11 protein-coding genes and 1 pseudogene are annotated in these 14,019 nt (G+C 72.4%); 4 read left to right on the top strand and 8 right to left on the bottom strand.

Annotated features, from left to right (window positions below; translation table 11 throughout):
* Nucleotides 1–312, top strand: a pseudogene (locus tag AB0D46_RS37220) (ABC transporter ATP-binding protein); the annotation flags it as partial.
* Nucleotides 299–1,237, top strand: coding sequence for an ABC transporter permease (locus tag AB0D46_RS37215; RefSeq protein ID WP_362884366.1), 939 nt, complete (start codon nt 299–301; stop codon nt 1,235–1,237). The pseudogene AB0D46_RS37220 and the gene AB0D46_RS37215, both read left to right, overlap by 14 nt.
* A 26-nt stretch (nt 1,238–1,263) precedes the next feature.
* On the opposite strand, the gene AB0D46_RS37210 is transcribed toward AB0D46_RS37215, so the two are convergent.
* The 3 genes from AB0D46_RS37210 to AB0D46_RS37200 form a co-directional block, all read right to left on the bottom strand.
* Nucleotides 1,264–2,049, bottom strand: a complete 786-nt coding sequence (locus tag AB0D46_RS37210; RefSeq protein WP_362884364.1) for a sirohydrochlorin chelatase — start codon at nt 2,047–2,049, stop codon at nt 1,264–1,266.
* A gap of 14 nt (nt 2,050–2,063) precedes the next feature.
* Entirely contained in the window at nt 2,064–2,843 is a 780-nt protein-coding gene (locus tag AB0D46_RS37205) for an AfsR/SARP family transcriptional regulator (RefSeq protein ID WP_362884362.1), read from the bottom strand.
* A 339-nt stretch (nt 2,844–3,182) separates the two neighbouring features.
* Nucleotides 3,183–4,601, bottom strand: a complete 1,419-nt coding sequence (locus tag AB0D46_RS37200) for an MFS transporter (RefSeq protein WP_362884360.1) — start codon at nt 4,599–4,601, stop codon at nt 3,183–3,185.
* A gap of 157 nt (nt 4,602–4,758) precedes the next feature.
* Between AB0D46_RS37200 and AB0D46_RS37195 the strand changes: the two genes are divergently transcribed.
* Nucleotides 4,759–5,358 (top strand): TetR/AcrR family transcriptional regulator, encoded by a 600-nt coding sequence (locus AB0D46_RS37195; protein WP_362884358.1) that lies wholly within the window; start codon nt 4,759–4,761, stop codon nt 5,356–5,358.
* Between the two features lie 76 nt (nt 5,359–5,434).
* Here the strand turns inward: AB0D46_RS37195 and AB0D46_RS37190 are convergent, their stop codons facing one another.
* The 5 genes from AB0D46_RS37190 to AB0D46_RS37170 all read right to left on the bottom strand — a co-directional run bounded on the left by AB0D46_RS37190 (nt 5,435) and on the right by AB0D46_RS37170 (nt 13,004).
* On the bottom strand, nt 5,435–5,896 hold the full coding sequence (locus AB0D46_RS37190) for a nuclear transport factor 2 family protein (RefSeq protein WP_362884356.1): 462 nt from the start codon (nt 5,894–5,896) through the stop codon (nt 5,435–5,437).
* Nucleotides 5,897–6,059: 163 nt separating this feature from the next.
* Nucleotides 6,060–6,851, bottom strand: a complete 792-nt coding sequence (locus AB0D46_RS37185) for an alpha/beta fold hydrolase (protein ID WP_362884354.1) — start codon at nt 6,849–6,851, stop codon at nt 6,060–6,062.
* 5 nt (nt 6,852–6,856) lie between these two features.
* On the bottom strand, nt 6,857–8,554 hold the full coding sequence (locus tag AB0D46_RS37180) for a long-chain-fatty-acid--CoA ligase (protein ID WP_362884352.1): 1,698 nt from the start codon (nt 8,552–8,554) through the stop codon (nt 6,857–6,859).
* Between the two features lie 26 nt (nt 8,555–8,580).
* Nucleotides 8,581–12,666 carry a beta-ketoacyl synthase N-terminal-like domain-containing protein gene (locus AB0D46_RS37175; protein WP_362884350.1) on the bottom strand — a complete coding sequence of 1,362 codons (4,086 nt, stop codon included), beginning with the start codon at nt 12,664–12,666 and terminating at the stop codon, nt 8,581–8,583.
* Nucleotides 12,667–12,707: 41 nt separating this feature from the next.
* Complete coding sequence (locus AB0D46_RS37170) at nt 12,708–13,004, bottom strand: acyl carrier protein (protein ID WP_362884348.1); 297 nt, start codon at nt 13,002–13,004, stop codon at nt 12,708–12,710.
* 139 nt (nt 13,005–13,143) lie between these two features.
* Between AB0D46_RS37170 and AB0D46_RS37165 the strand changes: the two genes are divergently transcribed.
* Entirely contained in the window at nt 13,144–13,884 is a 741-nt protein-coding gene (locus AB0D46_RS37165) for a 2OG-Fe dioxygenase family protein (RefSeq protein ID WP_362884347.1), read from the top strand.
* Nucleotides 13,885–14,019: the final 135 nt, after the last annotated feature.

Here is a 14,019-nt window from a genome sequence, read left to right as displayed (position 1 = left end):
AGCCAACTGCTGCTGATGGATGAGCCGTTCGCGGCCCTCGACGCCATCACCCGCGACGTCCTGCACGGCGAACTCACCCGCATCTGGGAAGAGACCAACCTGTCCGTCCTGTTCGTCACGCACAACGTCCGCGAAGCCGTCCGGCTCGCCCAACGGGTCGTCCTGCTGTCCTCCCGCCCCGGACGCGTCGCCCGCGAATGGACCGTCGACATCGACCAGCCGCGCCGCATCGAGGACCACGCCGTCGCCGAGCTGTCCCTGGAGATCACCGAACAGCTGCGTGGGGAGATCCGCCGCCATGGCCAGCACTGACCTGCGGCCCCGACCCGGCGCGCACGAACTGGCCGGACTCGACGCCCTCGACACCCACCAGACCGCCCGCGTCCCCCTGCGCCGCGTCCTGCTCGGCAAGGCCCTGCCGCCCCTCGTCGCCGTCCTGCTGGTGCTGACGGTGTGGCAGGCGCTCACCCTGGCGCGGGTCACCGACGACTACATGCTGCCGCCGCCCGCCGCGGTGTGGGACAGCCTGGTCGACCTGTGGCTGCGCGGCACCCTCCTCGACGTCGTATGGACCAGCGTCTGGCGCGGCCTGTCCGGCTTCCTGCTGGCCCTGGCCATCGGCACCCCGCTCGGCCTGCTCGTTTCCCGGGTCCGCACCGTGCGCGCCGCGATCGGCCCCGTCCTGTCCGGCCTCCAGTCCCTGCCGTCGGTGGCCTGGGTGCCGCCGGCCGTGCTGTGGCTCGGCCTGGACAACTCGATGATGTACGCCGTCATCCTGCTCGGCGCCACCCCCTCCATCGCCAACGGCCTCGTCTCCGGCATCGACCAGGTCCCGCCGCTGTACCTGCGGGCGGGCCGTTCCCTCGGCGCCACCGGCCTGCGCGGCGCCCGGCACATCGTGATGCCCGCCGCGTTCCCCGGCTACCTGGCCGGCCTCAAGCAGGGCTGGGCCTTCTCGTGGCGCTCCCTGATGGCCGCCGAGATCATCGCCAGCTCCCCCGACCTGGGCCTCGGCCTCGGCCAGTTGCTGGAGTCGGGGCGCGAGACCTCCGACATGGCGCGGATCTTCCTCGCCATCGGGCTGATCCTGCTGGTCGGCATCGCCGTCGACCTGCTGGTGTTCAGCCCGGTCGAGCGCCGCATGCTCCGCCGGCGCGGTCTGCTGACCCCGCCGCCCACCGCTTCCGGTCGGGGCCGCCGGGCCGCCGGAGCGTCCCGCCGCGGCCACCGCCGTTGACCCGCCGCCGGGGCGGCAGGCGCGCTTCAGCCCGTCAGGGCCGGGGCGCGCACCGTCGCGTCGTAGCGGCGCAGGACGAGCCGGGCCAGTTCCGGGGCCGCGCCGAGCACGGCGCCCACGACGTCCGCGCCGCCCTCGGCGGCGCCGAGCGCGATCCGGTCCGGCAGCCGGCCCGGGGCCAGTACGTACGGGGCCACCGCGATCCGGCGGGCGCCGGCGCCGCGCAGCGCCCGTACGGCGTCCCGGGTGCCGGGGAGGGCGCCACCGGAGGCGAAGGCGGGGCGTACGTCGTACCAGCCGGTGCGCCGCCATTGCGCGGCGAGCGCGGCGAGCGCGGCGAGCGCCGCGACGGCCCGCGGGTCGGTGGTGCCGGCGCAGGCGAGGACCACGGAGGTCGCGGCGCGGTCGCCGGGCTCCAGGCCCGCCTCGGCCAGTCGGCGTTCGAGCGCGGCGGTCAGCAGGGCGTGCGGCCCGAGCACGTCGGCCTGTCGTACGCAGAGGGCCGGCGGTGCCTCGCGCAAGGCGCGGGGCAGGTCGGTCCGGGCGTGGAAGGCTTGGGTCAGGAGCAGGGGCTGGGCCACCACCCGCCGGGCGCCGTGCTGGGCCAGCAGGGCCAACTCCGCCGCCACCGAAGGTGGTTCGAAGTCGAGGAAGGCGGTGCTCACGCGCAGTCCGGGCCGCATCGACCGGATGCGGCGGGTGAGCGCGCGTACGGTCGTCGCGTGCCGCGGGTCCCGGCTGCCGTGGGCGATCAGGAGCAGGACGCGGGAGGGGTCCGCGTCGGCGTCGGCGTCTTCGTCGGAGCCGCTCATCGTCTCCGGTTCCCCTAGCTCGCGGCGAGGGCGGGAACGGGCCAGTAGGGCTCGTTCTGGAGCAGCATCGGGTCGTGGGTGAGGATCGCCCGCTCGTACTGGCTCAGGACGGGGGAGGGTTCGATGCCCTGGGACTCGATCATGTTGTGCCGGCACTGCCGGTACACCGTCAGGGCGTCGAGCTGCCGGCCGGAGCGGTACAGGGCCCGCATGAGGAGCATGCAGAACTGCTCGTGGTTGGGGTTGCGCGAGTAGAGCTCGGTGAGCTCCGGGAGGATCCGCTCGTGACCGCCGGTGCGGAGTTCCAGGTCGTAGAGCAGAATCAATGCGGAATTTCTCGCTTCCAGATATCTCGTGGAAGCCGTCCGACAGATGGGTCCGCCCGCGAGTCCGCCGAATACCGGACCGCGCCAGCGCGATAGTCCTTCGCGCAGGTCCGCTATGTTCTGGCGGTGCTCGGGAAGGCCGCCCTTTCCCGTCCGCGCGTGGATCGCGTCCACGGTGTCCAGGAATAAGTAGGCGTCGAGTTCCCACCGGTCGAAGAGGAACATGTAGCCGGAGGTGCTGGTCACCACCCGGGATCCCTCACGGTCCGGCTCGACGGCGGCCAGGGTCCTGCGGACCCTGCTGACCTGTGCCTGGAGGGCGTTCTCGACCTTCGCGGGGGGAGTGGTCCCCCACAGTTCGAGGATGAGGGCGTCGACCGTGAGGAGCGATCCGCCGGCGGCGAGCAGGGACGCCAGGAGCGTCTGCTGCATGGCGCCGCCGAGGCGTACCGAGCCGCGGTGCTTCATTATCTCTATGGAGCCCAGAACTGAGAACAGCAACACAAACATCTCCCCGCGAGATGGAAAGAGAACGGTGTCGTGTGCAGTGGCGCCGGTCGATCGATTCACTGCTGGAATGAGACTGAATTTCTAGTGGACCGATCGGTCCCGACCGTACTTGGTCAGGTGCGAGCGTGTCAATGAAACCCCCGGACCCGGCGCGGCGGCGCGGGCCCGGGGGCGGATACGACGATGCCGTGCAACACGTCCGGCGCCGGATGCGGGGGATCCAATGGGTGCGCCTGACATGTTGCACGGCGTTCGGGGGTGGGGGCGCGGCCGCGGCGGCGCCCCCGGGAGGTGCGGTCAGACGGTCGCGGACCTGCGGTGGCGGGCGGCGCCCGCCAGGGTCACGGCGGTCACGAAGAGGGTGATGATCGTGACGGTCCACAGCCCGGCCCGGTAGGGGGCGACCCCGCCGGCGGAGAGCGAGAACACGGTGGCGGTGATCGCGATGACCACGCCGTTGCCGATCTGCGCACCGGCGTTGAACAGGCCCGAGACCAGGCCCTGCTCGTCCGGCGCCGCGGTGCCGACGGCGGCGATGTTCAGCGCCGGGTAGACCGCGGCGAAGCCGAGGCCGCCGAGGAGCTGCTGCGCGAAGAGGGTGACCAGCGGGTCGACCTGACCGAGCAGCAGGACCCAGCCGAGGTAGCCGATGCTCAGCAGGACCAGACCGCCGGTCGCGACGGGCCAGGCGCCGTACTTGGTGACCAGCGCGGCGCCGTAGCGGGCGGTGCCGGCGGTCAGGACGCCACCGAGGAGGAAGGCGAGGCCGGCCTGGAGCGGCGACCAACCCAACTGCTCCTGGTAGTAGAGGGTCAGGACGAACTGGAAGGAGACGTAGGCGCCGAAGAAGAGCATGGCGATCAGCGCGCGGGTCAGCTCGGCCTTGCGGAAGACGGACAACGGCACCAGCGGCGCCGGGTGTCGGCTCTCGACCACGGCGAACAGCGGGAAGAGGACGGCGGCGGCGATGAGCGAGCCGATCGTCTGCGCGTCGCCCCAGCCGTGGCTGGCGGCCCGGCTGAGTCCGTAGACCAGGGCCACCGCGCCGGCCGTCACGGTGACGGCGCCGAGGATGTCGAGGCTGCCGCGCTTGCCCGAGTCCTGCTGGGACGGGACCACGGAGGCCGCGAGGAGGGCGACCAGGACGCCCGCGACGGCGGGGGCGAAGAGCACGAGCCGCCAGGAGACGCCGGCCATCAGGCCGCCGAGGATCAGACCGAGGGAGTAACCGGCCGAGGCGACCGCGAGGAAGGTGCCGAGCGCCTTGTTGCGCGACTGCTCGTCACGGAAGGCGTCGAGCAGGATCGCCATGGCCGCGGGCGCCGTGATGCCGGCGCTGACGCCCTTGAGCAGACGGGCGACTACCAGGACCACGCCGTCGTCGGCGATGCCGCCCAGGATGCTGGCGACCACGAAGACCACGAGCCAGCCGATCAGCAGCTTCTTGCGGTTGTAGAGATCGGCCAGTCGCCCGCCCAGCAGCAGGAACCCGCCGAAGCCGAGCGCGTAGGCGGACACCACCCACTGGAGCGAGGAGGTGGACATCCCCAGGTCCTCCTGGACCAGGGGGAGGGCCGGGCCCATGGACGCGATGTCCATCGCGTCGAGGAACTGAACGGCGCACACCACCAGGAGCAGGAGCGGGAGGCTCTTGACCGCGGGGGTGGGCGGTAACGCCCGTGCGACAGGAGGGGAGGTGGGGGAAGCCTCGGTCATGATCAGACTCCGATCGGAGTGTCGTCGGAAGCGGTGGCGCAACAGGAAGAATGACGGACCGATCAGTCCCGGACTGATCGGTCCATTTCTAGCGCCCCGAAACCCCTGTGTCAAACGTATGCTGGGATCCGCGGGGGAGAGGGGAAGGAGTTCAGACATGGCGCGCACACCGGCACCAGGCACGCGGCGGCGGATTCTGGAGGCCTCGGCCAAACTCTTCGGTGAACAGGGGGTCCGGGCCGTCGGCATGCAGCAGGTGATCGACGCGACCGGAGTCGGCAAGAGCCTCCTCTACCGCGAGTTCGCCAGCAAGGACGAACTCATCGCGGCCTGGCTGCGCGAGAGCGACGCCCAGTGGTGGGAACGGGCCGAGGAGGTCACCGGGCCCTACAGCGGCGACCCGGCCCGCCAGATCCTGGCGCTGATGGAGTTCTTCCACGCCAGCGTCCAGGAACCCGACTTCCACGGCTGCATCTACTACAACACCTCCAGCGAGTTCCGCGACCCGCTGCACCCGGGCCGCCAAGAGGCGAAACTGCACCTCAAGGGCCTGCGCAACTGGCTCCGCGACCGGGGCGCCCAAGCCGGCGCGGACGACCCGGAGGCCCTGGCCGACACGCTCATGCTCATCGTCGGCGGCCTCCTGGCCAACGGCGAGGTCCTCGGCGGTGACGGCCCGGCCCGGATGGCCGTCGCCACCACCGAACTCGTGCTGCGCCAGTACTGCCCGGCCTTCGTGACGGCCGCCGCACGCTGACGCACCGTCCGGCACGCGACCGGCCCCGCGGCACGGGAATGCCGCGGGGCCGGGGTGCGTACGCGTCCGGTCCCCGTCAGGGACCCGCGACACCGGTGCGCCGGGGCCGGGCCGCCCGCACCGCCACCCCGTGCTCCTCGTACCCGTCGTCGTAGACGAACGCCGAGGGCATCCGGTCGTGGAACTGGTAGTCGGCCTGAATTCGCCCGTCCTCGGCGAGCACGACGATGTCCTGACCGGACATCTCCATCTCGCCCGTCGCCGCCGACACCATCACCCAGTTGAAGCGGACCACGTCGTGGTGGCCGTTGGCGTTGTTCGACGACCGGAACTCGTAGCCCATCGGCCCGTACACCTGGTGCGTGTACGCCAGTTGGTCGAGGATCGCCGCGTGACCGCGGAGGGGGTCCTTGCGGTAGAACACGTAGACGGCGTCCGGCGCGTACAGCGCCTCCACCCTCTCGCGCCGGCGCGCCGGATCGGTCTCGTTCCACAACGCGACGTAGCGCGCGAGGAGTTCGTTGGGTCGGGGGAGCATGGGGACCTCCTGGGTCGCCGTGATCGACGGGTCGAGGGATCGGAGCGGATCGGAGCAGATCGGCTGCGGATGGGGGACGGATCGGGGACGGATCGGGGTGGGACCGGCGTGGATCCCCGGGGGCGGTCGGCCGATCACCGTGATCGGCCCGTACGCCGCCCGCTCAGTGCCCCGCGGCGTACCGCGGCAGCAACTGGGCCAGGTCGGCCGTGATGGCGGGGGCGTGGGAGCGCAGGTAGAAGTGGTCCCCGGGGAAGGTCCGGCACCCCAGGTACGCCGGGGTCCGCCCCGCCCACGACCGCATGGCCCCGGGCGCGAGGAGGGGATCCTCCCGGCCGCGGTACGCGACGACGGGACAGCCCACGGCTGCCCCGTCGTCCTGACGGTCCGCGCACACCGCGGCGTCCGCGCCCATCGCACGGACCACCGCCGCCAGTTGCTCCGGATCGTCCTCGACCGCTGCCGGCAGCCCGCCCAACATCCGCAGCGCCACCAGGGGATCCGCCGACAGCTCGGCCGGCGCCGAGAAACCGGCGGGCGCCCAGCCCGACACCGCGAGCAGCGCCGGCGGCGGCAGGCCGCGCCGCTCCAGCTCCACCGTCAGCCGGTACCCCAGCAGCGCCCCCATCGAGTGGCCGAACACCGCGTACGGACGCCCGTCCAGCTCGTCCGACACCACCCGGGCCAGGGCCTGCGCCAGCGGACCGAGCCGGGTGTACGGAGCCTCCCTGCGCCGCTCCTGCCGCCCGGGCAACTGCACCGCCTGGCAGGCCACCGACGGCAACAGCCCCGCCCAGTCCCGGTACATCGAGGCGCCGCCCCCGCTGTGGTGCAGCAGGAACAACCGCACCCCGCCGTCCGGTTCGGCGTCGGCCGGATGCAGCCACCGCGCCGCACCCTGTACGTCGGGCAGCGGCGCCGGCGGCGCGAGCGGCCGTACGGAGGTCCCGTCCACGCCCGCTACACCGCCGGCGCGGCGGTTTCGGCCGCCGGGTCGGTGAACCGCTCCCGCAGCACCCGCCGCAGCACCTTGCCCGTCGGATTGCGCGGCAGCGCGCCGACCAGGTCGTACCCCGTCGGGATCTTGAACCCGGCGATCCTGCCGTTCAGGAACCGCAGGAAGTCCCGCGGCGTGGCCTCGGCGCCCGGCCGCAGCACCACCGCCGCCCGTACCGCCTCGCCCCACTGGGGGTGCGGCACCCCGTACACCGAGACCTCCTCGACGGCCGGATGCTCGCGCAGCGCGTTCTCCACCTCGGTCGGGTAGATGTTCTGCCCGGCGACGATGATCGTGTCGTTGACCCGGTCCACCAGGAACAGGTAGCCGTCGGCGTCGAGATGCCCCATGTCGCCCATGGACAGCCACTCGCCCGACAGGGACCCGGCCGTCACCTCCGGCAACCGCCAGTACCCGAGGAAACGCGCCGGACTCTTGATGACGACCCGGCCGACCCCGCCCGACGGCAGCTCGTTGCCGTCCCCGTCCAGGATCCGCACCTCGTTGCCGGGACACGCCCGCCCCGCCGAGGCCAACACCCGACTGTCCGGGGTGTGGTCCTCCGGCGCCAGACAGGTCACGAAACTCCCCGCCTCCGCCGACGAATAGCCCTGCGCCAGCTCGCAGCCCAGTACGTCGATGCAGGTCAGCAGGAGTTCCCGGTCGATGGGCGAACCGCTGTAGACCACCTTGCGCAGCGACCGGAACGTCTCGCGGGTCGTGCCCCGCTCGGTCAGCATCAGCCGCAGCATCGCGGGCGCCGCCCACAGGGTGGTGATCCGGTGCCGTTCGATCAACCGCGTCGCCTCGTCCGCGATGAACTGACGCATGATCACCGTGGTGGCGCCGGCGTTGAACGAGTGCATGAACCAGCCGAACCCCGAGGTGTGCAGGCCGGGGAAGCAACTGAGCCCCCGGTCCTGCGGCCGCCAGTCGATCCAGTCGACGCCCTGTGCCCGGGTGTCCGCGATGAACGTGAAGAACGTCCGCTGCGCCAACACCACACCCTTCGGCAGGCCCGTCGTCCCGCTCGTGTACAGCTGCGCGACCGCGTCGTCGAAGCCCGCCGTGCCCGCGACGGGCGGATCGCTGTCCGGCCGGCCCGCCTTCCACGCCAGGAACCCGCCCGCCACGTGGTCGTCGGAGTCCATCTCGACGACCTGGCGCAGCTCCGGCAGCACCGACCGCAGCCCGTCCACGACCGACCGGAACTCCCGCTCCACGAAGAGCAGCCCGGCCTGCGAATCGCGCAGGACGTGCTCGACCTCGCGGGCCGTCAGCCGCGAGTTGACCGGCACCAGGACCGCCCCGCTCTTCGCGCAGCCCAGCGCCAGGTCGTAGTAGTGCTCCGACTCCCGGCCCAGGTAGCCCACCCGCATGCCGGTGGTCGGGCCCGCGGCCCGCAGCGCGTGCGCGGTCCGGTTGCTCTCCCGGTGCAGCTCGGCGTAGGTGAGCGTGCGGTCCTCGCAGACCACCGCCGGATGGTCGGGCCGCGTCCGGGCGTGCCGGGCCGCGCGCGCGGCGAGGGTCCGGTCCTCCGTACGGGTGTCGTCGTCCATGGGGTGCCCCCGTCGTGTCGTTCGTGTGGTGGGTGGGGTGAGGTCGTGGTCTTTCACGCCGTGGCTGTCCACGTCGGGACCGCTCACGGCGTGGTTGTTCACGGCGTGGTCGTACACGCCGTGGTCGTTCACGAGCTCGGACGCGCGGTCGGGGCGGGCTCCGGGGCGAGGACGTGCGCCAGGTGTCCGGCGAGCTCCTCCACCGACGGATGGTCGAAGACCACCGACGAGACCAGCGGGACGCGCAACCGCGCCTCCAGCCGGCTCTTCAGCACGATCGCCGTCAGCGAGTCCACACCCAGCTCCAGGAAGCCCGCCCGGGTGTCCACGTACTCCGCGTCCTCGATCGCGAGCAGTGCGGCCACCGTGGCCCGGACCAGCGCGACCAGCGCGCCGTGCCGCTCCCGCGGCGGGGCGGCCGCGAGCGCGGCCGGGTCCAGTGGTGCGGCGTCCGCCGCGCGTTGCGCCTCCCGCTCGGCGTCCGCCGTCGGGGCCGGGCGGTCCGGGAGCCGGGTGAAGCCCATCCCGGACAGTTCCATCACCGGCCGGCCGGCGCCGGGCCCGTCGTCCAGCAGCAGCACGTCCAGGGTGAACGCCGGGTCTGCGGCCGTACCGGCGGCCGTTCCGGTGGCGGCCCCGTCGGAAGCCGTCGCGCGCGCGACCCGCGCCGCCGACCGCAGCAGCTCCCCGCGCGGCTTCTTGAAGGCCCGCAGCCGGGCCACGCTCGTGGCCACGTACCGGTGACCGTCGTCGGTGAGCGCGGCCAGCGCGTGCGTCGCCCCGTCCAGCAGCGGCGGCGGCAGGTGCTCCGCGCGGGAGGCGCCCGTACCGGACAGCTCCGTCACCGCGAAGTCCCGGCCGTACGCCGCCACCCGGCGGGCCCGGCTGAACTGCGGCCCGTACGCGAGGCCGGCCCGCGCGTACGCCGCCCGTACCTCCTCGCCGTCCAGCACCCGCGACGGCTCCTCGCCCGCCATCGCACCGGCCAGCCCCAGCAGTTCCCGTCCCGGACCCGCGAGCCCGCCGGTGGTGTCGGGCTCCGCCGCGATCCGGGCCGTCGCGTGCAGCCGCTCCGCGCCGCCGGTTTCGTCGGCGGACCGGCTCGACACCTCCACCGACGGCCGGCCGTCGGGCCCGGGTCGCACCCGGGTCAGCAGCAGCGTCGGCCGGTCGGTCAGGAACAGCGCCTCGTGGAAGCGCACGTCCTCCACCGCCCGCCCGGTGTCGCCGTACACCTCGTCCTGCACCGCGAGGAGCAGCTCCAGATAGCCGGCCGCCGGCATGAACACCCGGCCGCCGATCGTGTGGTCCGCCAGGTACGCCGGCTGCCCGGCACTGATCCGCGCCGTGAACTCCCGCTGCCCGTCGGCCCGTTCGGACTCGCGCCCCAGCAGCGGATGCCCGTCGGCCGGCCCGCGCCCCGCCGGCCGGGCCGGCAGCCGGTAGCCCCGCCGGTCGAAGACGTACCCCGGCAGCGGGATCCGCCGTCCGGGACCCCCCGCGTACACCTCGCCCCACGCGGGGTTCAGCCCTGCCGCGTACGCACCCGCCAGCGCGGCGTCGAGCGTGGCCCCGGTGGTGTCCTCGGCCCGCAGGCAGCTCAGCCAGCGGTGCTGCTCCCGCGGTACGCAGCGCCGGGCCAGCGAGGTCAGCGCCGACGACGGCCCGACCTCCACGAACACGTGCCGGCCCCGCTCGGCGACCGTACGCACCCCGGCCTCGAACTCGACCGTCTCGTTGACGTGCCGCACCCAGTACGCGGGGTCGGCCAACTGCGCGGCCGACGCGATCCGCCCCGTCAGGTTCGACACCAGCGGCAGCCGCGGCTCGTGGAAGGAGATCCGACCCAGCACCTCGGCCAACGGCCGCGACACCCCCGCCATCAGCGGCGAATGGAACGCCGCCGACACGCGCAGCGGCGTCACCGTCCACTCCCGCGCGCGCAGCGCCTCGACCGCCTCGGCCAGCGACCGCTCGCCGCCCGAGATCACGCACTGCCCGGGCGCGTTGACCGCCGCGACCGCGAGGTCCGGCCAGACCTTCAGCAGCGGCCCCACCTCGTCCGCCGGCGCCGACACGGCCGCCATGCCGCCCGGCGCCGCCTGCGACACCGACTCGATCAGCGCCGACCGCGCGGCGAGGAAGGTGATCCCGTCGACCAGGGTGAACACCCCGGCCACCGTCGCCGCCACGATCTCCCCGACGCTGTGCCCGATCAGCACGGCGGGCCGCACGCCCCACGACAGCCACAGCCGGGCCAACGCGTACTCCAGGGTGAACAACGCCGCGTGCGTGAAGGACGTACGGGCCAAGGTCTCCTCCGCGTCCGGCACCCCGCCGAACATGACGGCGGCCACGGAACGCCCCAGCAGCGGCGCGAAGAGCGCGTCGCACTCGTCCACGTACCGGGTGAACACCGGGAAGCGGCCGTACAGGGCCCGCCCCATGCCCACGTACTGCGAACCGGAGCCGGTGAACAGGAACGCCACCTTGCGGAACGCGTCCGGCTTCTCCTCCCCGCGCGGCGGGGCGCTCCACCGCTCCAGGTGCGCGCCCAGCTCACCCGGGTCCGCGACGGCCGCCGCCACCCGGTACCGGAAGTGCGAACGGGCCGTGGCCCGGGTCCGGCACAGGTCCGCCAGGGAAGTGCCGGGGTGCTCGGCGAGGAAGCGCGCGTACCGCTCGGCCTGCAACCGCAACGCCGGCCGGGACTTCGCCGACAGGGTGAACACCTGGCCGGGCGCGATGTGCCCGGCGCCGTCGACGGCCGGTTCCCGCGGGACGGCTCCGGCTCCGGATCCGGCCTGCGGGGCCTCCTCCAGGACCGCCACCGCGATGGCCCCGGCGACCCCGAAGCCGTTGACGGTGGCCCGGCGCACCGGCGCCTCCCACGGCCGCTGCTCCGTCGCCACCGTGATCGGGTAGGTCTCCCAGGGGATCCGCCCGGACAGGTTCCGCCACACGTGCGGGAAGAACACCCCCGCCCGCATCTGCGTGATCACCTTCAGCACCGCACCCAGCCCGGCCGCGGGCTCCATGTGCCCGATGTTGGCCTTCAGCGAGCCGATCGTCAGCGGGTGCTCCGCGTCGTGCGAGGCGCCGAACACCCCGTTCACCGACCCCAGCTCGATCGGGTCGCCCAGCGGGGTGCCCGTCCCGTGGGCCTCCACGTACTGGATGTCGCCCGGCTCCAGCCGCGCGTTGGCCAGCGCCGCCCGCATCACGGCCTCCTGCGCCGTCCCGTTGGGCGCGCTGAGCCCCGCGCTCTCGCCGTCCTGCCCGATCGCCGTACCCCGCACCAGCGCCAGCACCGTGTCACCGTCCGCCAGCGCGTCCGACAGCCGCTTGAGCACCAGCGCCCCGCAGCCCTCGGCGCGCGCGTACCCGTCGGCGCTCTCGTCGAAGGTCTTGCAGTGCCCGTCGGGAGCCAACATCTGGCCGTGCGAGAGGATCACGAACGAGCGCGGGTTGTGCAGCGCGTTCACCGCCGCGCACAGCGCGATCCCGCACTCGCGCCGCCGCAGCCCCTCGACCGCCAGGTGCAGCGCGGTCAACGAGGCCGCGCAGGCGGTGTCCGTCGTCAGGCTCGGACCGCGCCAGCCCAGGAAGTACGAGAGCCGCCCCGACATCGAATAGCCGCCGAGCCCGGTCGTCAGGCTCCCGTCGAGCTGCTCGTCGGACAACCCCTCCAGCTCCAGCGCGAAGTCGAGCGGCGAAGCACCCACGTAGACGCCGCCGTCGCCGTGCCGCAGACCGGCCGGATCGATGTTGGCGTCCTCCAGGGCCTGCCACACCGTCTCCAGCAGCAGCCGCTGCTGCGGATCGATGAAAGGGGCCTGCTTGGGCGGAATGTTGAAGAACTGGGCGTCGAACGCGTCGATGCGGTCGAGGAAACCACCGGCGACGGCCGTGATGTCACCGTCGGCCACCTCGGGAACCCACCGGTCGCGCGGCAGCGGGCCGATACCGGAACGACCGTCCCGCAGGAAGGAATCCAGCGCGGCAAGGGAATCGTTTCCGCCGGGAAAACGCATTCCGATGCCGACGACCGCGATCGGCTCGTGCTTTTCCAGCAGGAACTGCCCGAGTTCGGCGTTCTGTCGGCGGATCTCCGCCTCCGCCGCTTCCAGCCTTTGCAGAACGTCCGGATCTGCATTTCCATGAGAAGGGCTCGGGGATCCCGAATTGCGCGGCACTCCCGGCGTGCCCGGCATTCCTGGCGTTCCTGGTGTTCCCGGCATGGCGGCCGCCCCTCTCAGTTCACGTCGAAGATGTCGGCCAGCACTTCGGAGGCCAGATAATCCGTCAACCGCTCGACGGTCGGCTGGTTGAACAGCGCCGTACTGCTGATGCCCCGCCCCAGCTGCTCCTCCAGCCGCTGCTTGACCAACGTCAGCAGCAAGGACGTCATGCCGAGCTCGAAGAAGCTGTCGTCCAGCGGCAGCTCCTCCTCATCGGGCATGAGCAGCGCGGCCTTGAATTCCGCCACGACGATTTCTTCGAGAACCGAGCGGCGTTCCGATCCGGGCGAGGACACCAATTGTTCCGTCATACCGGCCGAGTGAAGCACAGTGGGTGTGACGACCGACTGACGTGCCCCTGACCCGGCCGCCCTGTCAGTTCACCGTCAGTAGTCCTGTGGGAACCTCGGGAAGCAGGAGTGCGTGAGATCCGGCACGGAGGAGCCAGCAATGCAGAACGCAGTACGGGAAGAGCTCAGGACCATTGGATATTCCTTGATGCCGGCCGACCGGCTCGTCATCGACACCGAATTGCGGCAACACGTCAAGGAATTGGCCGCCGAATGGGAGAACCTGGAGACGGACCAGTACCTGAAGGGCGGGTCCCGCTTCCGCGAACGCCGCTATGACCGGTTCTTCTTCGTCCCCCGCACCGGCGAGGTCCGGCTGCGTCCCCACCGCCCCTACTTCCAGTCGATGGGGGCCAACGACTACGCCGGCGGCATCGACCGCGACGTGGCCCCCCTCAGCCGCACCACCCTGGCCAACCCGCTCCTCACCCGGCTCCTGCGGTCCGACTTCGAGACGTTCCCGGTCCCCGAGGACGCCTGGCGCGACGACCCGTGGGACGTCCAGTGCCACCAGTTCCGCATCATCAGCACCCCCGACGAGACGGGCGAGCCGACCCCCGAGGGCCCGCACCGCGACGAGGTCGACTTCGGCGTCATCCACCTGATGGGTCGCTTCAACGCCCGTGGCGGCGAGTCGCAGGTCTACGACCTCGACCGGGAACTCGTCACCGAGTTCTGCCTCACCGAGCAGATGGACACCATGTACTGGGCCGACGCCCAGGTCCTCCACGCGGTCCGCCCGATCCTGCCCGTCGACCCCGCGAAGGCGGCCGTGCGCGACGTCCTGATCATGGGCTACCGGCACGCGCCGGAGCTGCTGCGCGAAGAACAGAACGGCTGACGTGCCGACGCGATCCGAGGTCCGCCGCGTCGACCACGTCATCATCCGTTTCGCGGGTGATTCGGGTGACGGTATGCAGCTGACGGGTGACCGTTTCACTTCGGAGACGGCGTCCTTCGGCAACGACCTTTCGAC

This window comes from Streptomyces sp. NPDC048383, assembly GCF_040651775.1.
In the GTDB taxonomy this organism is placed as follows: Bacteria; Actinomycetota; Actinomycetes; order Streptomycetales; family Streptomycetaceae; genus Streptomyces.
This window is presented reverse-complemented; position numbering and strand designations above follow the sequence as displayed.